This window comes from Sulfurovum xiamenensis (assembly GCF_030347995.1).
In the GTDB taxonomy this organism is placed as follows: Bacteria; Campylobacterota; Campylobacteria; order Campylobacterales; family Sulfurovaceae; genus Sulfurovum; species Sulfurovum xiamenensis.
The window spans coordinates 13,497-33,866 of the sequence record NZ_JAQIBC010000006.1 but is presented as its reverse complement, the minus strand read 5'-3'; the positions used below and the strand labels follow the sequence as shown (position 1 = coordinate 33,866).

19 protein-coding genes are annotated in these 20,370 nt (G+C 39.2%); 10 read left to right on the top strand and 9 right to left on the bottom strand.

The window, feature by feature from the left end; translation table 11 throughout:
- Positions 1–10 precede the first annotated feature (10 nt).
- Genes PF327_RS08595 through cysS form a run of 4 tightly spaced genes read right to left on the bottom strand, consistent with a single transcriptional unit; the run spans position 11 to position 4,735 of the window.
- Positions 11–1,075, bottom strand: a complete 1,065-nt coding sequence (locus tag PF327_RS08595) for a quinone-dependent dihydroorotate dehydrogenase (RefSeq protein WP_289402168.1) — start codon at positions 1,073–1,075, stop codon at positions 11–13.
- A gap of 42 nt (positions 1,076–1,117) precedes the next feature.
- The gene (locus PF327_RS08590) at positions 1,118–1,621 is read right to left on the bottom strand and encodes a phosphoheptose isomerase family protein (RefSeq protein ID WP_289402167.1); all 504 of its coding nucleotides are present in this window, start codon (positions 1,619–1,621) and stop codon (positions 1,118–1,120) included.
- 1 nt (position 1,622) lies between these two features.
- Positions 1,623–3,326, bottom strand: coding sequence for an ABC transporter ATP-binding protein (locus PF327_RS08585; protein ID WP_289402166.1), 1,704 nt, complete (start codon positions 3,324–3,326; stop codon positions 1,623–1,625).
- On the bottom strand, positions 3,326–4,735 hold the full coding sequence (cysS, locus tag PF327_RS08580; RefSeq protein WP_289402165.1) for a cysteine--tRNA ligase: 1,410 nt from the start codon (positions 4,733–4,735) through the stop codon (positions 3,326–3,328). The genes PF327_RS08585 and cysS overlap by 1 nt, the downstream gene beginning before the upstream one ends.
- A gap of 211 nt (positions 4,736–4,946) precedes the next feature.
- Between cysS and PF327_RS08575 the strand changes: the two genes are divergently transcribed.
- Together PF327_RS08575 and PF327_RS08570 are read left to right on the top strand one after the other, a co-directional pair.
- Positions 4,947–7,139, top strand: a complete 2,193-nt coding sequence (locus PF327_RS08575; protein WP_008241837.1) for a TonB-dependent receptor — start codon at positions 4,947–4,949, stop codon at positions 7,137–7,139.
- Positions 7,140–7,153: 14 nt separating this feature from the next.
- Positions 7,154–8,647 (top strand): 4Fe-4S binding protein, encoded by a 1,494-nt coding sequence (locus tag PF327_RS08570; RefSeq protein ID WP_289402164.1) that lies wholly within the window; start codon positions 7,154–7,156, stop codon positions 8,645–8,647.
- A 109-nt stretch (positions 8,648–8,756) separates the two neighbouring features.
- Here the strand turns inward: PF327_RS08570 and murJ are convergent, their stop codons facing one another.
- On the bottom strand, positions 8,757–10,169 hold the full coding sequence (murJ, locus tag PF327_RS08565) for a murein biosynthesis integral membrane protein MurJ (protein ID WP_289402163.1): 1,413 nt from the start codon (positions 10,167–10,169) through the stop codon (positions 8,757–8,759).
- A gap of 244 nt (positions 10,170–10,413) precedes the next feature.
- Here murJ and ruvA point away from each other — a divergent pair, with 244 nt between their 5' ends.
- Positions 10,414–10,971, top strand: coding sequence for a Holliday junction branch migration protein RuvA (gene ruvA / locus PF327_RS08560; protein WP_289402162.1), 558 nt, complete (start codon positions 10,414–10,416; stop codon positions 10,969–10,971).
- Positions 10,972–10,979: 8 nt separating this feature from the next.
- Here ruvA and PF327_RS08555 read toward each other — a convergent pair whose 3' ends face one another.
- The 3 genes from PF327_RS08555 to PF327_RS08545 all read right to left on the bottom strand — a co-directional run bounded on the left by PF327_RS08555 (position 10,980) and on the right by PF327_RS08545 (position 12,598).
- A complete protein-coding gene (locus PF327_RS08555) occupies positions 10,980–11,807 on the bottom strand; it encodes a damage-control phosphatase ARMT1 family protein (protein WP_289402161.1) in 828 nt (275 codons plus the stop codon).
- A gap of 58 nt (positions 11,808–11,865) precedes the next feature.
- Positions 11,866–12,036, bottom strand: a complete 171-nt coding sequence (locus PF327_RS08550; RefSeq protein WP_289402160.1) for a hypothetical protein — start codon at positions 12,034–12,036, stop codon at positions 11,866–11,868.
- Between the two features lie 208 nt (positions 12,037–12,244).
- Positions 12,245–12,598, bottom strand: a complete 354-nt coding sequence (locus tag PF327_RS08545; protein ID WP_289402159.1) for a hypothetical protein — start codon at positions 12,596–12,598, stop codon at positions 12,245–12,247.
- Between the two features lie 96 nt (positions 12,599–12,694).
- Here PF327_RS08545 and PF327_RS08540 point away from each other — a divergent pair, with 96 nt between their 5' ends.
- The 7 genes from PF327_RS08540 (at position 12,695) to PF327_RS08510 (ending at position 19,933) form a co-directional block, all read left to right on the top strand.
- Positions 12,695–13,840 (top strand): BaiN/RdsA family NAD(P)/FAD-dependent oxidoreductase, encoded by a 1,146-nt coding sequence (locus PF327_RS08540; RefSeq protein ID WP_289402158.1) that lies wholly within the window; start codon positions 12,695–12,697, stop codon positions 13,838–13,840.
- A gap of 120 nt (positions 13,841–13,960) precedes the next feature.
- On the top strand, positions 13,961–15,220 hold the full coding sequence (locus PF327_RS08535; RefSeq protein ID WP_289402157.1) for a L,D-transpeptidase family protein: 1,260 nt from the start codon (positions 13,961–13,963) through the stop codon (positions 15,218–15,220).
- A gap of 381 nt (positions 15,221–15,601) precedes the next feature.
- Positions 15,602–16,051, top strand: coding sequence for a hypothetical protein (locus tag PF327_RS08530; RefSeq protein WP_008241867.1), 450 nt, complete (start codon positions 15,602–15,604; stop codon positions 16,049–16,051).
- A 272-nt stretch (positions 16,052–16,323) separates the two neighbouring features.
- Positions 16,324–16,713, top strand: a complete 390-nt coding sequence (locus tag PF327_RS08525; protein ID WP_289402156.1) for a PA2779 family protein — start codon at positions 16,324–16,326, stop codon at positions 16,711–16,713.
- Positions 16,688–17,665, top strand: a complete 978-nt coding sequence (locus PF327_RS08520) for a PA2778 family cysteine peptidase (RefSeq protein ID WP_289402155.1) — start codon at positions 16,688–16,690, stop codon at positions 17,663–17,665. The genes PF327_RS08525 and PF327_RS08520 overlap by 26 nt, the downstream gene beginning before the upstream one ends.
- An 85-nt stretch (positions 17,666–17,750) precedes the next feature.
- Entirely contained in the window at positions 17,751–18,482 is a 732-nt protein-coding gene (estV, locus tag PF327_RS08515; RefSeq protein ID WP_289402154.1) for an EstV family lipase, read from the top strand.
- Positions 18,479–19,933, top strand: a complete 1,455-nt coding sequence (locus PF327_RS08510) for a Mur ligase family protein (RefSeq protein WP_289402153.1) — start codon at positions 18,479–18,481, stop codon at positions 19,931–19,933. The genes estV and PF327_RS08510 overlap by 4 nt, the downstream gene beginning before the upstream one ends.
- Before the next feature lie 4 nt (positions 19,934–19,937).
- On the opposite strand, the gene PF327_RS08505 is transcribed toward PF327_RS08510, so the two are convergent.
- On the bottom strand, positions 19,938–20,369 hold the full coding sequence (locus PF327_RS08505; protein ID WP_008241876.1) for an META domain-containing protein: 432 nt from the start codon (positions 20,367–20,369) through the stop codon (positions 19,938–19,940).
- Position 20,370: the final 1 nt, after the last annotated feature.

Sequence of the window (20,370 nt, the reverse complement as noted above, 5' to 3'; positions counted from 1 at the left end):
CTTTTTAGGCTCATTTGTAATCTGCTCCGATGGCTTCGCTGATATGTTTATAACCATCTTTTTGTAAGAGTTTAATTAAACCTTCATTGATCTCTTTGATCAGTGCCGGACCCCTGTAGACAAGCATACTGTAAACCTGTACCAAAGAGGCACCGGCTTTGATACGTCTGTAGGCTTCTTCTGCAGAGTCTATACCCCCTACAGAGATAAGTAGGGTCTTACCATACAGCTCTTTACCTATGGCTTTGAAGAGCTGGTATGATTTTTCTGTCAGCAGTGCCCCTGAGATACCGCCGAAGTCTTTGGCATGCGGTGTCAAAGAGTAATCGATCGTTGTATTGGTAGCAATGATACCTGCAGCACCTGCTTCTACAGCTGTTTTACAAAGAGCAATGGCATCTTCGGGTTCCATATCCGGTGCGATTTTAAGCAGCACAGGCTGCGTGGTGATCTCTTTTGCCATTTTAAAGATAGCCTTGATAAATGCCTCATTTTGCAGGTCTCTCAGACCCGGTGTGTTTGGAGATGAAATGTTGATCACAATGTAGTCACCATAATTTTTAAATGCTTTAAAGAGTGTTTCATAGTCATTGAGTGCTTCATCTTCGGGAGTCAGTTTGTTTTTCCCAATGTTGATGCCCATAGGGTAGTCAAAGAAGTAGAGTTCTTTAAGACGTTGCAACATATAGTGGCTGCCTTTGTTGTTAAATCCCATAGCATTTTGTATGGAGTTGTCTTCAAGAAGTCTAAAGAGTCTCGGTTTTGCATTACCATCTTGCGGTTTAGGTGTCACGGTACCTATCTCTGTAAATCCAAACCCCATGGTCGGCATGGCGGTAATGTACTGACCGTTTTTGTCAAATCCTGCCCCCAGTCCTACAGGATTTTGAAAGGTACGTCCAAAGATATCCTGTTGGAGGATAGGATGTGTAACAAAGTTCTTGTTTTTCACATAACGCAGTAGTACAGGACAGTGAGCAATAGCTCTAAGTCCAAGTCCGGCAACAGTGTGTGCTGTCTCAGGATCAAGTTTAAAAAGGATTTTTTTGAGATTTTGGTAAGAAAAAAGTGACAAAGAAGACTCCATAGTTATAGTGTGCTTATTATAGCAAAATAATCAAAAAAAGTAATGTAAAGAGAGGCTTACACCCTGCATAGTATCGAGTGGATCGAGAGCTGATACTTTATAGTAATGATAGGAAAGATCTACATCCATCGTTGCCGTGGCATAGATCAGGAATCCGAAATTGCCTCCATAGTAAATCCCGTCATCGTCCGAAGAAGTGTCCTTCTCATAGTGAAGATATCCGACAGTGGCACCCAAATAAGGTCTTACTTTTGGTGTGCCAAAGAGTTCATCAAGGAGTATTTTATCTATTTCTATTGCAAAGGTTTGAAGATCATTATTACCAGAGAGTGTAAATACGGTACGCCAATCCAGGGATTGCTTACCATAGCGAAATCCCAGAAGCGTTTCATGCTGGCTGGATGTCTGGTCTAGAGATTTCATATCTATGGAGTGTGTGGCCAGGGTTGCCCCTATGAAAGGAAATTGTTCACTCTCCTGCTGTGCAAAAAGCAACGTACATAAAAAAGTAAAGAGGAGGGTGAATCGTAACATATTATAAACTCCCTGATAATTTTTGATAGGTTGGACACTCTTGTAACAAGGTTTGATGTGAACCCCTGCAGATGATCTCTCCTTTTTGGAAGACCAGGATGGTATCGGCATCTTCTATGGTGCTTAATCTGTGTGCGACAGTGAAAGTGATCATTTCTGGTTTGAGCTCATGCAATGCTTGTTGTATCAGGGCTTCACTTTTGTTATCTAGTGCAGAGGTCGCTTCATCCAGTATGAGAATATCCGGGTTCTTATAGAGTGCACGAGCCAGAGCGATACGCTGTCTTTGCCCTCCGGAGAGGTTGTCACCACTTTCAGATAAAAGTGTGTGTATCCCGTCATCCAACAGATCGATGAACTCCATAGCATGTGCTTTCTTCAATGCTTTGATCACACGTGCTTCATCTATTGCTTCACCGTAAGCCACATTGGCTGCGATAGAGTCGTTAAAGATGTAGATACGTTGTGTCACGTAGGCTATCTTTTTATGTAACGAAGTGAGTGTAAAATCCTTGTTCTCTTTACCGTTGATAAAGATCTTTCCTGAAGTAGGGTCATAGAAACGTACTAGTAGATTGACCAATGAACTTTTACCGGCTCCACTGTCACCTACCAATGCAATGGATTCACCTTTTTGGGCTTTAAGTGTGATATGTTTTAATGCCGGAATATCATCGTATTGGAGTGAAACATTTTCTAATGTGATCGTGTCAATAGACTCTAAAAGTTCGTTCTCACCCGATATGATCTCAGGTTTGGTATCAAGCAGTTCCTGCATACGTCTATTGGCAGTGATGGCATCTTGTGCTTTGTTGTAAAGAGAGGATAGGCGTTTTACAGGATCATAAAGCATGAAGAGGGCGGTCGCAAAAGCAAAAAAGGAACCTACGGTCATATGCCCATCTATCACCTCTTTCCCTCCAATATAAATGACAATACCTATAGCCACGGATCCCAGTGTTTCCATTAGTGGCGATGTCAAGGCATTGGTCTTCACTTGTTTCATAAGAAATCTAAAGACACTTTGATTGTCTTTTTTGAAACGTTGCTCTTCATAGATTTGACTTGAGTTGGACTTGATCACTTCAATGTTGGAGAAGATTTCATTCAGTCTTGTTGTCATATCAGCGGTACTCTCTTGAGAGAGTTTGGAGTATTTACGCATTTTTTTAGCAAGTCTAGAGAGGGGGAATACTGCCAGTGGCATGATCACCAAAAAATAAAAGGCAAGTTTGGGGTTTTGATAAATGACATACCCTGTTAATGCAAGAATGGTCAAGGTTTCTCTAATTAGATCAGGAATGATATTGGCAACCACCATTTGAATACGTGCGATATCATTGGTTACACGTGAGAGTATCTCTCCGGAATGTGTCTTTCTGAAAAACTCCATATCCAGGTAGGTGAGATGGGAAACAAGCTGGTCACGCAGTTTTCGTACAACATCCTGGCCGATGTAAGAGGTATAGTAGGTTTGTATATATCTTCCTAATCCTTTGAGTGCAAAGACACCTACGAGGAAAAAAGGCATCAGAAAAAGCATCTCTTTGTCTTTATTGATGAAGACATCATCCAGTACGGGCTTGATGAGTTGTGCTGTTCCCGCCGTACCGACCGCAACAGCGATCATCCCCAGGATGGCAAAGAAAAATTGTCTTTTGTAACCTGTAAGATAGGGGAGATACTGTCTGAGAAGGTCTTTCATTACGCTTTTTCCCAAAGTGTGCCATCAGGAGTATCCATGATAGATATACCAAGTGCTGTCAGTTCATCTCGAATGGCATCTGAGCGTTCAAAATTTTTCTCTTTTTTTGCTTCACTGCGCTCAGAGAGTAGTGTTTCTATCTGTGTTTTAAGGGCTGCATCCACGCCAATTTGGAAATAAGAGAAAGGCTCTTTTCCTCCGAAACCAAGCAGTGTATCAATGAATTCGATATTTGCTAGAGTTTCTTTTTTAAGGGCTTTGTCTTTTGGGTTGTTATCCAGGGCATCATTCGTTGCAGCTACCATTTCATCTATGACCGCAAGGGCTATGGAGATGTTGAGGTCATCGCTCATCGCATCAAGCAGTGCTTTTTTGAAAGTTTTATTGACTGCAGAAGCTTTCCCCGGACTAACACGTTTTTTCAGTCTGTAGAGCTTGTCGAGTCTTTTTTTAGCGGTCAGTAGATCTTCTTCGTTAAAATTAAAATCATTCCTGTAGTGTACCGAGTTGAGGTAGTAACGAAGGATCTCTCCATCATAGACCTTGAGAGCATCTTTGAGAAAGAAGCTGTTTCCCAGAGATTTACTCATCTTTTCACCGTTTATTTGAACAAAACCGTTATGCATCCAGTACTTTGCCAGTTCATGTCCTGTGGCACAGCGGCTCTGTGCTGCTTCGTTTTCATGGTGAGGGAAGAGCAGGTCGGCACCGCCTGCATGGATGTCTATACTGTAATCCTGTGTGCCATGGTCATGCGAAAAGTGCTTTTCTATCATCGCAGAACACTCTATGTGCCATCCCGGACGTCCTGAAGAGAAAGGTGTGTCAAAACAGATATCTTCATTTCCTTTACACGCTTTCCAGAGTGCGAAGTCCTTGGGATTTCTTTTTTCCGAAGTGTGCGCCACGCGGCTCTGGTTGTCCTCATCTTCACCTACCTGGTGTGATATCTCTCCATAATGTGGATCCTTACTTGTATCAAAGTAGACATCACCTGTGGAGATGACATAGGCGATATCTTTATCGATCAGTGTCTGTATCATGGCTTCTATCGCATGCAGGGATTCTGTGGCCTTTGGCTCGATATCGGGACGCTGTATACCAAGTGCTGCCATCTCTTCAAGGTAGCGGTCGATGTAAAATGAGGTGAGCGCTTCCATGCTTTTACCCGTTTCTTCCACTTTTTTGATGATCTTGTCATCAATGTCGGTAAAGTTCTTCCCCAGTGTGACTTTGTATCCAAGGGCTTTGAGCGTACGGGAAAGGAGGTCAAAAGAGAGGCTGCTGCGTGCATGGCCCAAATGTGCATCATCATAGACAGTAGGCCCGCAAACATAAATGCTTGCTTCCCCTTTACGGATGGGTTCAAAAGGAAGTTTTGTTTTTTGTACGCTGTCATAGATGTGCATAGTAATTGCTGGACCTTTAATAGATGTAGTGCTGTGATTATAGCTAAAAGTTGATTAGAAGAGATTACGTACAGGTTTTGTCTGAAGCTTTATGAAACACATAGACGAAAAAAAGAATGAATTTATACAAGATTTTAGTTTGAAGAAAATGATTAACACAAAATTAACACAACCATCATAGAGTTTTATTATTCAATTTAAAAGGGAAGACATGAAAATAAAATATTCGATGATAGTAGCTTTAGCGATTGCTTCAAGTATACATGCAGCAGAAGATCTAGAAATGATCACTGTTGAATCATCAACGATAGCTGACAGATTTGAGTCAAAGAAAACAGAAGTTTCAAATATTTCAGAAATAAGTGGGGAAGAAGTGGATGCAGAACATGCTGTAAATATTCAACAAGTTCTACAATCTATTCCCGGTATCACTACTGAGGTTACTACAGGAGACTCTTTAAAGATTCATTTAAGAGGTGTAGAAAACCAAATGTATATGGGGGAAAAACCCGGAGTTGCAGTTGTCATTGATGGTGTACCTGTATTTGAAAGAACTGGGAGAGTAAATATTGACCTTGACAATATAGAAAGTATTAAGGTGCTCAAAGGTGGGGCTTCATATTTGTTCGGTGATGATGCATTATCTGGTGCCGTGATTATTACAACAAAAAGAGGTGCAAAATATAATAATAATTTTGCATCTGTTGAAAAAGGAAGTTTTGGGTTTCAAAAGTTATTGGCAAGAACTGGATATTCAAACGATGATTTAAGTTTTCATATTCAAGCCAGTGAAAGAAAAGCTGATGGATATCATGAGGATTCTGATTATAAGAGTAGGTATCTTAACGGTAAGTTTGAATATTATTTGGATGATACATCAGATATCACATTCGGTGCAGAACTATCTGATAGACAAAAAGATTCTCATGGTACTGTCGGAGGTGAAACAGAAGCAAGGACAAACCCAAAATCCATATATACTGGAGTTCAGGAAAGTAGAGACTATACAAGACAATATGATGTGCAGCTTTCAAAGTTCTTTGCAACCTATTCTAAAGATTTTGAGGATAATTCAAATTTTATGCTAAATGGGTATATCTATACAGACGATACTAAGTATATATCATCTCCTCAAACGAAAGATGACAACAATACAGCACAAGACTATTATGATGATAATGACTATGTTTATAACAATGATTATTCACAGATACAAAGAGGTATCAAAAGTGAATATAGAACATCAACTGAATCATATGCAACACTTTTAGGCTTGGATCTAAGAGCAAATGAATATAAAAATAAATCAACATACAGAGCGGCTCAGGCACTTGTAACATATGGACCATTTGGTGGTGTTGATCAAGGATATTTTCAACCTGGTGACTTTAAAAGTGATGACAGTACAGATGAAAATGTTTATGCAATATATGGTGAGTATAAGCGAGCTGTCAGTGAGAATTTCAGTGTGACTACGAATCTTAGGTATGATTGGATCAAATTGGATTATCATGATTATAAAGATAATAATTTTAAAGAAGATTTTAAAGTTTGGTCATACAGAATCGGAGCAAATTATCAACTAGATAAAGATTCTACCATCTATACCAATTTTTCTACAGGATTCAGAGCCCCAACTGTAGAACAACTCTATGCAGGAGACGTAAGTGCATGGGGTAGTACGATCAACAACCCTGATTTGGATCCAGAACAATCATTTAATTATGAGATAGGTTATAGAACTAGTCGAAACGGCATAAACTATGATATTTCCATTTTCCAACTTGATAGAAAAGATTTTATTATGAAAACCTCAGGTAATTATGGAGATACAGATACTGATGATATGTGGGATAATATCGGTGGTGCAAGACATAGAGGTTTAGAACTTGCAGTAAACGGTAATCTCAGAAAAGATCTCTATTTTAATTTGGCCTATACCTATTTAGATGCTACCTATACTGATTACGATAATTATGGTATGACACTTGGAGCAGATACATGGAATGCTCCAGCACCTGTTTATTATTATGACGTCACTGGAAACACTATTCCAAGAACTTCTAAACATCAATTGAATGTAATAACCAACTATCAAGCGACAGATGACTTAAAACTTACGGCAGAAGTGAATGCAAGATCCCATTACTATGCCGATGATTTAAACGCACTTGAGATTGAGGGACATGCGACCCTAAATTTAGGTGTTGACTATAAAGCCACCATAAACAAGTATGATCTGAATATGTTTGTAAGAGTAGATAATGTGTTCGATAAACAGTATTACAATTCAGCAAGATCAAGTAGTGACAGAAACGAAGATGGTGTATTTGATCATGAAGATCTATCAATTACAGTAAACCCAGGAAGGGTTATTAATGCTGGTTTAAGTATGAAGTTTTAAAGGAGAAGAGATAGATGGTAGAGTTCAAAGAAAATAGAGATAGAAATGATATATACGGCATGCCCGTATTAGGATTCTTGTTTAAAAATCAAGCATTCTTGATGGTGTTGAAGCTAGCAGTTCTTGCACTCTTTATCTATGGTGTCTATATGGGTTTTGCTGATCCTGGTAAGGAAAACATCTTTACTAGGCATCTCTTTTGGGGACTCTTCTGGTCCCTTTTTATAGTGGTGACGCTTACCACCTTTGGTAGAATTTTTTGTGGTATCTGTCCTCATGGATTCTTAGGGAAATATATCACGAAGTTCGGTCTTAAAAAAGATATGCCAAATTTTTTGAAAAATAGATTTATTGGTATTTTCATTCTCTTTTTTGGATGGTGGGGTGTCTATTATCTCGCACCTGGATTTTGGAAAGTACCACTTGCTACAGCTTGGCTTTTCACTGGTATTACATTGGTTGCTTTTGTGATGTATTATCTCTATAAAGATATGAGCTATTGTAAATATATCTGTCCCATCGGTACTTTGACAAAAGCCTATGCAAAAGTATCATTTACGGAGTTGGGTACGTATAAAGAGGATTGCAGCAGCTGTAAAACTTTGGATTGTGCAGTGGCTTGTCCTTACAACTTAAACCCATTCTCATTTGACAATAAAAATTCTATGGATGACTGTACACTTTGTATGGATTGTAGTAGTGCCTGTGATGCTGTGGCATTCAGGTTCATTAAACCTTCAAGAACATTGTTTGAAAAATTTAAATTCAACAAGGCAGAAGTATGGTCATTGATACTTATTACCGCTGCTATTTCACTTACGATGAGTTTTCACCATGGACTTAATCGTTCAGCTATTGCAGATGAATTTATCTGGTCAAAAACTGCAGTATTTTCTCAACAGTATATAGATTTTGGTACATTGGATGCCATCGGTCTATTTGCATTTATCTATGCGACCATATTGTCAATCAGTGTCGTATATATCGGTATGTTTGTTGCATCCAAGGTTTTGAAAGCATCTTTTGAAAAGACGTTCTATACTTTAGGTTATGCATTTGCTCCACTGTTCATTATTGGCGGATTGGCACACTTGATACATAGTTTTTTTACACATAATTATGCAGAGATAGCCAATGGTTTCATTTATGGATTTGGTTTGGAAGCCGGTCCGGTTGAAAACCTGGCTTCAAGAAGAGATGCCTGGTTACATATCTTTGATGTGATTCCTTATATCGCTGTACTATGGGGTTATCTGATCCTTGCAAAAAGAATGAAGTCTTTTAAAGCAACAAAGATGAAGAAGATCATAGCGTTTGTGTTTGCTTCTTCTCTTATCACGCTCTATCTGTCAACAAATCTATATAGTGCTTATGTGTTTAAAACATATGGTGCGGCAAAAAGTAGTCATCATGGAAGTCATGGGAATCATGGTGCAACAACACCTGCAAAATCAAAAACACCTGTAATGAAGTGTCAATCTGGTAAATGTGGCGCATCTATGAAGTAATGCCATTAGTATGATGTCCGTTGGACATCATACCTAAGGTGTTCACAAAAACTTTTATTATTCTACTCATTCAGAGCAAATCATCCTGTCAAAGTATGCAAAAAGAGTATTATAATTCTCGTATCATATCAAGTAGTAAAAGATTGACTTCATATAATAGGATAGAGAATAGTAGCACAGCTAAAAGCCAATAAAGAGACCTTTTTGATCTAACGATCTTCCAAAACCTCTCTGTCCCAACCTCTCTGACTGTAAATATAAAAAGTACCCATCCTCCTATACTTCCGGCCAATGCTAGTCCTGAAGCTCCAAGAGGATACATGAGGATCAGTGAAAATGTTACAGAAGTGATCAGAGAGTAGACAGCAATTTTGGCTGCCTTACGGTGTCTATGTGATGCATATAGAAAGAGAGAAAAAAGTTTTGCCAGTCCGAAAGGAAGCAGACCTACCATGTACATTTGAAGTACATTGACCGTTTCGAGTGTTTGTACATTGGTAAATTTCCCTCTCTCAAAAAGCAGCCATACTATGGGTTCTGCAAGCAGTATACCACCGACCATCGCTCCACCCAATAAAAATGCAAGTAACCAAAAGGCCTGGTTGAGGTTTTTATATGCTTCTGTTTCATTGTTATTTTTAAGTGCTTTAGAGACAGAAGGAAAAAGTACCGTTGCTGTGGCGATGGCAATGATGGCAAGCGGAAGCTGGAAGACACGGTTGGCATAAAAGAGGTAGGAGACAGAGCCAGTCATGAGGAATGTTGCCAAAAGTGTATCTATGAAAGCAGAGATCTGGGGTGTGGAGTTCCCTAGAATACCAGGTAAAAAGAGAGATTGAAAATGCTTTTTCTCATCATCAACATCTTTGTTTTTTCTGTATTTCCACCCACCTATAAGGATTTTATGCAAGCTAAGCTTATGGAGTGTGACAAGGTGCGCCAGTATCTGAAGTCCTCCGCCGATGAGTACGGCAAAACTGAGTGCATACGCAACTGTTTTTGGATCTTCTTTCATATAGATGTAGAGTGCTGAAATCATCGAGATATTGAGCAGGGCTGTTGACATGGCTGTGGTGGCAAAATGGTCTTTGTATTGGAGCATAGTGGCTAAAAATGTAACGATGAAGATGAGGTCTAAATACCAAAAATTGATGGCGGTCAAAGGTGCGGTTTTTGCTATCAGTTCTTTCTCCCATCCCAATGCCAAGAGTTTAGTGATAGGTTCGGGAAAGAACGTAATGAGTAGAGAAAAGGCCATTAAAAAGAGTAGAAAGCGTAAAAATATAGCAGTGGCAAAGACCCCTTTGTGCCTGCTCGCTACAAAAGAGGGCATAAACGCTTGTGTGAATGCCCCTTCAGCAAAGATACGGCGAAAAAGGTTGGGAAGTTTAAAGGCGACAAAAAACATATCACTCCACATGGAAGCACCGAGAGCTGAAGCCATCAGAACATCACGTCCTAGTCCAGTGATACGTGAAACCAGGATACCGAAGCTGTTGGTGAAGATGGATTTAAGTTGCATAAGTCTCTTTAATATTAAGTTGCAGGTATTTTAGCGTAATGTAGATTTGAATAAAAATATGTATCAAAATACATTTGCAGTGAAACCTTATGTTTATGAAGACATGGAACACTAAGTATGCGAAGCTGGCTGCTTACATAAGCTCTTGAGATATAGGTCAATAAAAACATGTCAATTTGACATTTTTTCTCCCCTGCAATAAAACTCTTGATATACTTTGACAATTAAATCAAAAAGGGCAGATATGATAGTAGGCATAGAAGGTACCATAGAACGAAAAGATCCCACTTTTGTACACCTAAATGTAAACGGATTGATCTATGAAGTGTTGGTTTCTATCAACACTTCAAACAGTATACAAGAGAAGAAAGTCAAACTTTTTGTCACACAGGTCATACGAGAGGATGCCAATCTTCTTTTTGGCTTTATGGATACGAATGAAAAGAAAATGTTTGACACCGTACTGAAAATAAACGGTGTAGGACCCAAAGTAGGACTTGCGATCTGTTCTACCTTCACCCCTGAAACCTTTGCCAAAGTCGTAGCCTCTAAAGATGTCAGTATGCTCAAACGGGTGCCCGGTATAGGACCTAAGGCTGCAAGCCGCATCTTGGTCGAGCTGGCTGATTTCATTGTTGATGGAAATGAAGAGAGTGCCAACTCAGGTGCCATGGGTGAAGCAACGATGGCCCTTGAGAGTCTAGGATTTAAAAAAGATGCGATTCAAAAAGCACTTTTAGGAGCTACAGGGGATACAAGTACCCTGGTCAAAGAGGGATTGAAAAAGTTACAGAGATTATAAACATATCTTTATGATTTTTTAAAGATCAAATCTTTGATATTGTGACCTATTTCTTCTGCGACGACAGAACATTTGACGACAAAAAGATAATAGATGGGACGGTTGGCCACATGATAGAGACTTTCAAAGTTACCCATACCTTTTGCCAATACTATATCTGCACGATCAAAGATCTCTTTTGAAGCACTGTTGGCTTCTTCAAGATCAAAACCTGGTGTTTTTACACCTGTATCGACAATGTGGGCACAATCTTTGAGCAGTTGTCCCTCTTTAATCGTGACATCATTGATGATGGGAGTGCCTCTAACAAAGTAATGTACAGTAATGTCATAAATCTTTTTAATACTCTCTATCAGTAGCTTATCAAAAATATGTTCTCCGACATTATCGCCGATGAGCACCATCTCTTTGGCATGCTGTAACTCTTCCATGAATTCTAAAGTATGATCGATAGCAAATGTTCTATGTAAATGATATAGGATCATTTGGTTCAGATCAAACTGTTTCTGTGATCCAAAATCAATCACATTCCCTATGACAGCCATTTTAAGTACATCGGGAATCGTGTGTATGCGAGAGGTATCTATTTTTAATGCTTCTTTTGTAGCCTGTTCTTTTGCAAGGGCTACAGGATCTTTTTCTCCTGTGACATCAGAGATAGCCTGATATATATCCTTTGCGATCTGTGGAGGGGTACTTGACATAGTATGCTCGATTAAAACCTGTGCAGTTTTGTCGAACACTTCTTTACTGGTGGCATCATCAAGCTTCAAAAGTTTGGTCACTCTGAGAGCTTGATCAAACAAACAGGATAGGCAATCAGGTTTGATATTCATGTCACATCACCTTTAAGCAGTGTTAGAAATATGTATAAAAATGCTTACTATAGATCATCTAGTTGGAAAGAATATAAATGAATGCAAGGTAACTTAGAAATCCACCTAATAGCCAAGCTACAATATGTATAATTCTAACTTTACATTTTTCTTCATCTTTTTCAGTTAATTCATTGATGGTTCTATGAGCAGCTTCTAGCTCTTTTTCTAGTTCTTCAATTGTTTTCATATGTAGCCTTTGTTGTGTTATTAATTATAAGATTTCAAGCTTTAAGTATCTTCTTTTTATCACAAATATGTTTTGGTATATGGATGATATAAAACAGTAGAGCGCTTTAGCATAGGGTAAAGGATTGCTTATTAAAGTGTTAAATGCTGTCCGAAGATGCCCCATCCATATTTTGATACTGAAGTACAAAAATATGAATGAATATCAGTTAGTGAACCGTACCACAGAAGTTTGCATCACAGCCATTGACAGCACCGGAAAATTTGGAGTTGTCGATAAAGAATTTCAAAAGACGTTTTTTACGCTTCTGGAAAAGTGAATTTTTTAGATTGGCGAGTGCTTCTGGTTTCTCTTTATGTATTTTTTCAAGTTTACCAGGTGTCTCAAAATAGAAATCCCAATCATCTTCATCTATCTGTTTTGCCATATAAAATGGTGTACCATGACAGGAGGTACAGAGTTTTTGTACAGTTCGGAATGCCTTTGTATCATACTTTTCTGCAGCAAAAGAGAGAGATGCAATAGAAGCAATGAGAAGTGGTAGAACAATGATTTTTTTCATAAAAAGACCTTTTTTATGCGTATTGTAATATCTGTCTGTGTACTGTCTGTGTAGTCGTGAGTATATATATGGTACGAATAGGATATAATACGCTCCATGGATCATCATATTATCATTATAGGGGGAGGCGCAAGTGCACTGATGCTTGCATCTCTACTGCCTAAAAATACGGCTACTATCATAGAGTCTAACCCAAAGCCTGGTGCAAAGATACTCGTTTCCGGGGGAGGTAAATGTAATATTACCAATAGTCGTATGGGAACAGAGTATTTTCTTGGTGATACAAACTTTGTACAAGAACCCTTAAAAAAATTTAATGAAAAAGCACTTTTACGATGGCTTGAGAGACAAAATCTAAACCCTGTACTGAGAAAAGAGACACAGTACTTTTGTAAAGACTCAGCGAAAGAGTTGCTGGACATTTTTCTAAAAGAGAGTAAAAAACAGACACTCTGTACCTCTGAACAGGTTTTGGAAGTCACAAAGCGTGATGAGATCTTCTATGTCAAGACAAACAAAAGAACACATACCGCCAAAGCTGTAGTCGTCGCTTCGGGCGGATTGAGTTACCCTAAGATCGGTGCGAGCAGTATAGGGTACAAGATAGCAGAATCATTCGGACATACTGTTGTAAAAACAGCACCTGCTTTGGTAGGATTTACTGTACAAAAAGAGCAGTTCTTTTTTAAAGAACTGTCAGGCGTTTCGACAGATGTGAAGATACTCGTAGGAGATCATGTGTGTGAAGGTGCTTTACTTTTTGCACACAAGGGGGTGAGCGGTCCTGCTGTTCTGGATGCCTCTTTGTACTGGGAGAAAGGGAAGATCGAGATCGATTTTTTACCTCACTTTTCCTGGAAATATGTACAGGGAAGTAAAAAACAGATCTCTTCACTTTTGCCTATGCCAAAGCGTGTTACCAAGGCCTTTTTGCTACAATTCCAGCTCGAAGACAAACCTTTCCATCAATGTACAAAAGAAGAACAGGAAACACTTCAGACGTTGAGTCATTACAGTTTTGCGCCTGCAGGAACTTTTGGTTATGCAAAAGCGGAGGTTACGAAGGGCGGTGTGGAGACATCTGAAGTAGACAGTAGTACCATGATGAGTAAAAAAGAGGAGGGGCTTTACTTCATAGGTGAAGTCCTGGATGTAACAGGCAGACTTGGAGGGTACAATTTTCAGTGGGCATTTTCAAGTGCTTATAGTTGTGCCAAACATTTATCAAGAACATTTTCGTAAACGACAATGTTGTGAAGCAAGGAATCCATAAGAGAAGTTTTAGAGTGATAATAGGATTAACACAAATTTAACACGATTATTGCATATTATTTTTTGAATTTAAATGTTAGGGGATTTAGAATGAAAAAAATGTTGATGTTGATACTTTCGGGAGTATCAGCGCTTGTATTGAGTGGATGTGGTGTGGAAACACCTGATGCAGAGGGGTGGAAGCCTTCTCAAAAAGAAGAGTTTTTAACGATATTGGAAACCGATAAATATGCTTCCATATGTAATCAGCAAGCACTCTATGAGAAAGTGAAAGAGAGTGAAAACTCCAAACTCATGTCAAAGTTACTTGTATCGTATGCTAAGAATCTTGCCAATGGTTGTATAGACTTGGAAAGTTTCAATGCATCTCAGGAGAAAAGGGTAGAGCAGGAGATCGCAACCTACTATGAAACATATTTGCAGGAAGTCAAAGCATCGGACATCATGAGAAAGCTTAAAGCTGGACAGAGCATAGAAGAGATATTAAAACCTTATGTACCTGAGTATGCGCAATTTTTTGATCTTCAAAAAAGATATAAGCTTTTAGGGGGTGACAAAAACACTTCAAAAAAGACACTTCGTAAAATTCGTCTCAATATAGAAAGATTGAAACTGATGAAGCCAGGTCTTGGAGACAATTATGCTTTGGTCAATATCCCTGAATATACAGTTCGTGTGATCGATGCCAACGGTACAGCTGTGTCAATGGCGGTTGTAGTAGGTCAAAGAAAAATGCAAACACCTGTCTTTTCTGCAGATCTCTCTTATGTAACGCTTAATCCTCAGTGGGGTGTCCCAGACAGTATCGCCAGAAACGAAGTGATCCCAAAACTTTTAAAAGATCCAAACTATTTGGTAAACCACAATATGGTCATACGTAAATCTTATGATCTGAATACACCGGAAATAAGTCAGGATTCTGTAGATTGGGAAGCCTATCTGATCGAGGAAGAAGATAAAAAAGAGATGACCTATAAGTTTATAGAAGTCCCTTCAAAGAAAAACGGTTTGGGACGTGTCAAGTTCATCTTTCCGAACAAGCATTCTGTCTATATGCATGATACACAGGCAAAAAGCCTCTTTAAGCGTAAAGTACGTACCTACAGTCATGGATGTGTAAGACTCGAGAAACCTATAGCGATGTTGGAACATATCTCAAAAAATTATACCAACAAGAGTAATGAAGAGGTAAAAGAGTGGTATGACTCTTTGGAAACGCACCATATGGGACTTAGTAAGAAATTACCTGTACATACAGCTTATTTGACGACATATGTGGATGAATGTGGAGAGCTGTTGGTATTTAACGATATTTATGGTTTTGACAAGACACAAAGACTTAACTTCTAAAAATAAGATGATGAGAAGATATGGCTGATTTTAGCTGATATCCCATTTCATCTCTTTTCTCTTTTTTATACTTTACCTCTTTCAACGTAACATATTTTGACAGAGGAAGTACGACTGCTTGACAATACAAAACTTCCATCCCATATAAAAATAGAAGAAAACATAGATCATAGATGAACGGAATGAAGAACATTTTGATGGATTAAAATTTATCATACTTTATTTGTATTTTTTATTTTAATAATTTAAGTTTTTGTGATACAATCTAGAAATGGGCTAGAGGTGTGATGAGATATGACTCTAGATTCGTATCTTGATCATAGTAATACTGTATGCTGATCATTGACAATGGTGAGCTATATAATTCTAGGAGAAGTAGTAATGGAAAAAGTATATAAAGATAAACTGGAAGACATTGTAGCACTTCTGAATGATCCGGATGAAACTGTACTGATAAAAGAAGTGAAAGAGAAACTAGAAAACCTTCTGTCACTTGTGAATAATCCAGAAAAAACTGAAATAGAAAAACAAGAAAATAACAAGAAACTGGAAAAAGTTATAGAACTCGTGCATAATGCAATGGCCAATCCAGACATTGAGCTTGAATATTGTATACCTGAAGTAGCAACAACATCAGAGACGTGTGATGTTTCTGGAGATCCTTATATAGAGATGAAATATGCGGCTGGTGGGACACATGTAATGAAACAAAAACTACCTCTTAAACAGCACTATTTAAATAAGACACCAGAAGATATATCAAATCTTGTTACTTTCTATATCGAGCAGTTTATTGAAGAGATTGATTCTGTTGAGAACGGTGCACAGTAGAAAGTGCGCTACAGAGTACAGACTATAGGTATCTATAGTCTATCTCTTTAATAAGTACAGGTTTAATAATAAGACTTCTAAAGATACTCCCCCCCGCTTTAGATTAAAATCATTCAATTCAAAATGTATAATGAAACATGGTATTTCAAAGAGATACACTATAAAGAACTGACACTTATCTATCCTTTTCAGTATGAAAATATTAAGGTGCATTTAACATGAATAAAATTAGAATCTACAAAATATCAAAATTCATACTAAAGAGGATTATTATGCGTATTTCAAAACTTTTCTTGTCTGTTATCTTAAGCATCTTACTGCTGACTCAAACATCATGGGCACAGATGGCTTCCACAGAAGCACTTTTTGAGCACCCGGTAACACTGTCTCCAAAAGAGAAGGTCATGCAGTTTACTGCACGTAACGATGTAGCCAAAATATTGGAACAGATGGATGTTGATCCGAAAATGATCCAAAAGAGAGTTGCATCAATGACGGATGAAGAGGCATCACAGATCGCTCATAAGATCGACACAATGCCGGCTGGAAGCAGTGCAGTGGGTTCATTGATCGGTGCAGTGGTTTTTGTTTTTGTGCTTTTGGTGATCACGGATATTCTAGGGTTTACAAAAGTATTTGACTTTACCCGTTCTGTCCGTTAATGTGAGATCAAACAGCTATCTCTCCTTACTGTTTGTATGCTCCGCCTGGATATTACTCAGCGGTTGTACACCCAAAGAGCCTTCACCTTTGGGTAAGTACCATACTTCTTCAACTATAAAAGTTCCTTTTGTGTCTCCGCGTTCTGATCTTTGCGGTGCTACAGCCATTGAGATGGTCTCCTCTTATTGGCAGACCACAACATCTTATGTTCCCCGTTTATCTCGGAATGAACTGGATAAACGGACATTCATTCCCGAAAAAGGCGGTACACTTCAGGTAGAACTTGTATCCACCGCACGGGCCAATGGTCTTCTCGTCTATCCTTTGGAACCGACGTTTGATGCACTTCTTAGAGAACTGGAGCAAGAACATCCTGTTATTGTATTGGTGAACCGTGGTTACTCATGGTATCCGCTCTGGCATTATGCACCTGTAACTGGATATGATAAAAAGAATAAAACCGTTTTGATGCATTATTCGGATAGTCCGAATGAAGCAATGCCCATCTCTACATTTACGGAACTCTGGAAACGGGGCGGTAACTGGGGCGTTGTACTTCTGCCGCCTGGAAAACTGCCGGTATCAGCTTCGCCAAAAGAGTTCTTGCGTGCTGCTTATGATCTTGAAAAAACAGGTATGAGGGATGAGGCCATCATCGCTTACAGGTCCGCGTTGCTGCGTTGGCCAAAAAATATTGATACCTATTTTGCACTGGCCAATGCCTATTATCATACACATCAGTTCACTAAAGCGGAACAAGGCTACCGTAAGCTCTTGTCTCTTGAACCGACACACACTATGGCACTGAACAATTTGGCCGACCTTTTATGCACAATGGGCAGACCTGAAGAGGCTATGAGCATGATCAGAAAGGCTGAGACGGATGATGCTCAGATGCAAGCTATTCTAAAATCCACACGAAAAGAGATCACTGAAGGGTGTGTTCCGTAAATTAAAAGTGATACTATACTCTATCTGAAGCCAATGAATAGTAGCTTTATGTTAGAATAAATCAATTTTTTAAGAACGGTGAAACATGGCATCTAAAGAGATACGCTACAAGGAACAGACTTTTAAACTCGCCTATGAATTAGTGAACCCTGCACAGGATAAGGTACTTCTTGTACTTCACGGATGGGGAAGCAATAAAGAGATCATGAAACAGGCCTTTGCTACTACATTACCTGACTACAAACATATCTACTTGGACATGCCGGGTTTTGGCAAGAGTAGCAATGAAATGATATTGACTACCGCTGACTATGCACATATCGTACAACTTTTTTTAGATGCGTTAGGCGTCAGAGCTACCATAGCCATGGGGCACTCTTTTGGCGGGAAAGTTGCTACACTCTTGAAGACCCCATGTTTGGTCCTTCTCTCCTCAGCAGGTATTGTGACGGTGAAGCCTTGGTCTGTAAAAGTAAAGATCGCTACCTTTAAACTTCTCAAGCCTTTGGGTATGAAGAAGATACGTGAACTTTTTGTGGCCCCTGATGCACAGGGTATGAGCCATGAGATGTATGAGACCTTTAAAAATGTCGTGGATGAAGATTTTGAAGCAGAGTTTGCAAAGAGTCAAAGCAAAGCGCTCTGTTTTTGGGGGAAAGAAGATACGGCAACACCGCTTTATTCAGGTGAGAAGATCGCAGGACTCATAAAGAACAGTGTGTTTTATCCGCTGGATGGAGACCATTATTTTTTCTTGACACACAAAGATTTTATCGCTAAAGCGATCACTGAACACTGTAAGGAGATCACAACATGATACTACTGAACTCTATTTTTTATGCACTTTTTATTGTAGCGATAGGCTACTATTTTATTACCAACCTGCAGTGGTACAGCTATAAGCTGAACCGTGTACTGTTCCACCATACGAAAACCTGGTGGCACTTTGTCTATTTCCTTGTACCGTTCGCACTCTATGCTTTTGTGGATGGTATGGTAAATTATGGTTTTGTTGTGGTTATTGCCTATCTGGCACTACTGTTCCAGTGGTATAGAGGATTGGATAAACCTTTGGTATTTACTGGAAGAGTGAAGCGTTTTTACGCGACGCTGATTCTTTTTGCACTTTTCATCGCTGTAGTATTTAAACATTTTGCCGTAGTTTTACCACTCTTTTTAGCCTATTTTGTTTCCATGCTCATCGAAAAGATGCTTTTTAACGGATTTAAAGTAAAAGCACAAAAGAAGATAGAAGCGATGGAAGATCTCATTGTGGTAGGTATTACTGCCAGTTACGGGAAGACAAGCATCAAAAACTATATAGAGCATTTACTCAAAGCCAAGTACAAAACCTATGCCACACCGCGTTCTGTAAATACACTTGGCGGTATCATGAAAGATATCAATGATGACCTTCCTAACGACACAGAAGTCTATGTGGTTGAGATGGGTGCAAGAGGTGAAGGTGATATAGGCGAGATCAGTACTTTTGTAAACCCTCATTATGTGGTAGTGGGTAAGATAGGCCCTGCGCATATAGAGTACTTTAAAACGATGGAAAACATCCGTAACACAAAGATGGAGATACTCAAAACAGAGAGGCTCAAAGAGGCGTGGGTACATGAAAGTGCCAGAGTCAAACCCGAGTCAAATGTACATACTTTCGGTACGAAAGAGAATTTGGACATACGAACCAAAGAAGCTGCTCCTGAGTATATCGTAGAAGATGTCCAGGCAACACTGGACAGTACAAGTTTTACACTGAATGGGGTAAAGTACTCTGCAAGTATCCTTGGGGCATTTAACGCGATGAATTTAGCAGCAGCAGTACTTGTAGCCAAAGAACTGGGCCTCAGTGATGAGCAGATACAAGAAGGCCTTTCTACACTCAAAGCGGTTGATCATAGACTACAGCGTATCGATGCCGGCGGAAAAGTGATCCTTGATGACAGTTTCAACGGAAATATCGATGGTATGATAGCCTCTTTTGATCTGGCAACTACCTACGAAGGACGTAAAGTAGTGATCACTCCAGGACTTGTTGAAGTGGATGATGATCTGAATGTTCAAGTGGCACAAAGAGCCAATGAAGTGTTTGATGTCGTCGTGGTGACAGGAGATTTGAACTATGCGATATTTAAAGAGTATGTAGATCCTGACAAATTAGTAAAACTTGTTAGTAAAAGCGAGATGGAAGCGATGCTTGTAGAACAAACACGTCCAGGAGACCTGATACTCTTTGCGAATGATGCACCGAGCTTCGTCTAAGCGCTTAGGAGCTCATCCATTTTAAAAATAGCTCATGGCTTGCACTCTTTATGAGGATGCCCTCAACACCATTTTGCTTGGCTTTGGTAACCGTAAAACCTTCTTTCACGGTTTTATGTAATCGTTTACGCACGTAGCGGTGTATAGACTGTCTGCATTCACTGGGTGTTGTAGAAAGTTTTGAAAAGATACGTGTGTCAGCACTTTTTTTTAATTCACCTGAGATAGGGTTACATCCATCAAATCCGCTCAATCTCATGTGCTTTGCATCAAAATCCAAAATGGCTCTTGCCTTTCGTACTTCTTTACCATCCATCGTGCGTAAGTGCCAGTTTCCATCTATCTCATCAAGATCAACACTCTTCGTTTGAGCTGTGAGATAACTGGTACATAATGATACCAATAGTGTAGTAATAAGTGTTTTACTAGTAAGCATT

What these genes read in the sequence shown, in the direction of transcription:
- PF327_RS08590 (WP_289402167.1), bottom strand. Translation starts at nt 1,621, where the DNA reads ATGTTACGATTCACCCTCCTCTTTACTTTTTTATGTACGTTGCTTTTT.
- PF327_RS08585 (WP_289402166.1), bottom strand. Translation starts at nt 3,326, where the DNA reads ATGAAAGACCTTCTCAGACAGTATCTCCCCTATCTTACAGGTTACAAA.
- cysS (WP_289402165.1), bottom strand. Translation starts at nt 4,735, where the DNA reads ATGCACATCTATGACAGCGTACAAAAAACAAAACTTCCTTTTGAACCC.
- PF327_RS08575 (WP_008241837.1), top strand. Translation starts at nt 4,947, where the DNA reads ATGAAAATAAAATATTCGATGATAGTAGCTTTAGCGATTGCTTCAAGT.
- PF327_RS08570 (WP_289402164.1), top strand. Translation starts at nt 7,154, where the DNA reads ATGGTAGAGTTCAAAGAAAATAGAGATAGAAATGATATATACGGCATG.
- murJ (WP_289402163.1), bottom strand. Translation starts at nt 10,169, where the DNA reads ATGCAACTTAAATCCATCTTCACCAACAGCTTCGGTATCCTGGTTTCA.
- ruvA (WP_289402162.1), top strand. Translation starts at nt 10,414, where the DNA reads ATGATAGTAGGCATAGAAGGTACCATAGAACGAAAAGATCCCACTTTT.
- PF327_RS08555 (WP_289402161.1), bottom strand. Translation starts at nt 11,807, where the DNA reads ATGAATATCAAACCTGATTGCCTATCCTGTTTGTTTGATCAAGCTCTC.
- PF327_RS08550 (WP_289402160.1), bottom strand. Translation starts at nt 12,036, where the DNA reads ATGAAAACAATTGAAGAACTAGAAAAAGAGCTAGAAGCTGCTCATAGA.
- PF327_RS08545 (WP_289402159.1), bottom strand. Translation starts at nt 12,598, where the DNA reads ATGAAAAAAATCATTGTTCTACCACTTCTCATTGCTTCTATTGCATCT.
- PF327_RS08540 (WP_289402158.1), top strand. Translation starts at nt 12,695, where the DNA reads ATGGATCATCATATTATCATTATAGGGGGAGGCGCAAGTGCACTGATG.
- PF327_RS08535 (WP_289402157.1), top strand. Translation starts at nt 13,961, where the DNA reads ATGAAAAAAATGTTGATGTTGATACTTTCGGGAGTATCAGCGCTTGTA.
- PF327_RS08530 (WP_008241867.1), top strand. Translation starts at nt 15,602, where the DNA reads ATGGAAAAAGTATATAAAGATAAACTGGAAGACATTGTAGCACTTCTG.
- PF327_RS08525 (WP_289402156.1), top strand. Translation starts at nt 16,324, where the DNA reads ATGCGTATTTCAAAACTTTTCTTGTCTGTTATCTTAAGCATCTTACTG.
- estV (WP_289402154.1), top strand. Translation starts at nt 17,751, where the DNA reads ATGGCATCTAAAGAGATACGCTACAAGGAACAGACTTTTAAACTCGCC.
- PF327_RS08510 (WP_289402153.1), top strand. Translation starts at nt 18,479, where the DNA reads ATGATACTACTGAACTCTATTTTTTATGCACTTTTTATTGTAGCGATA.
- PF327_RS08505 (WP_008241876.1), bottom strand. Translation starts at nt 20,369, where the DNA reads ATGCTTACTAGTAAAACACTTATTACTACACTATTGGTATCATTATGT.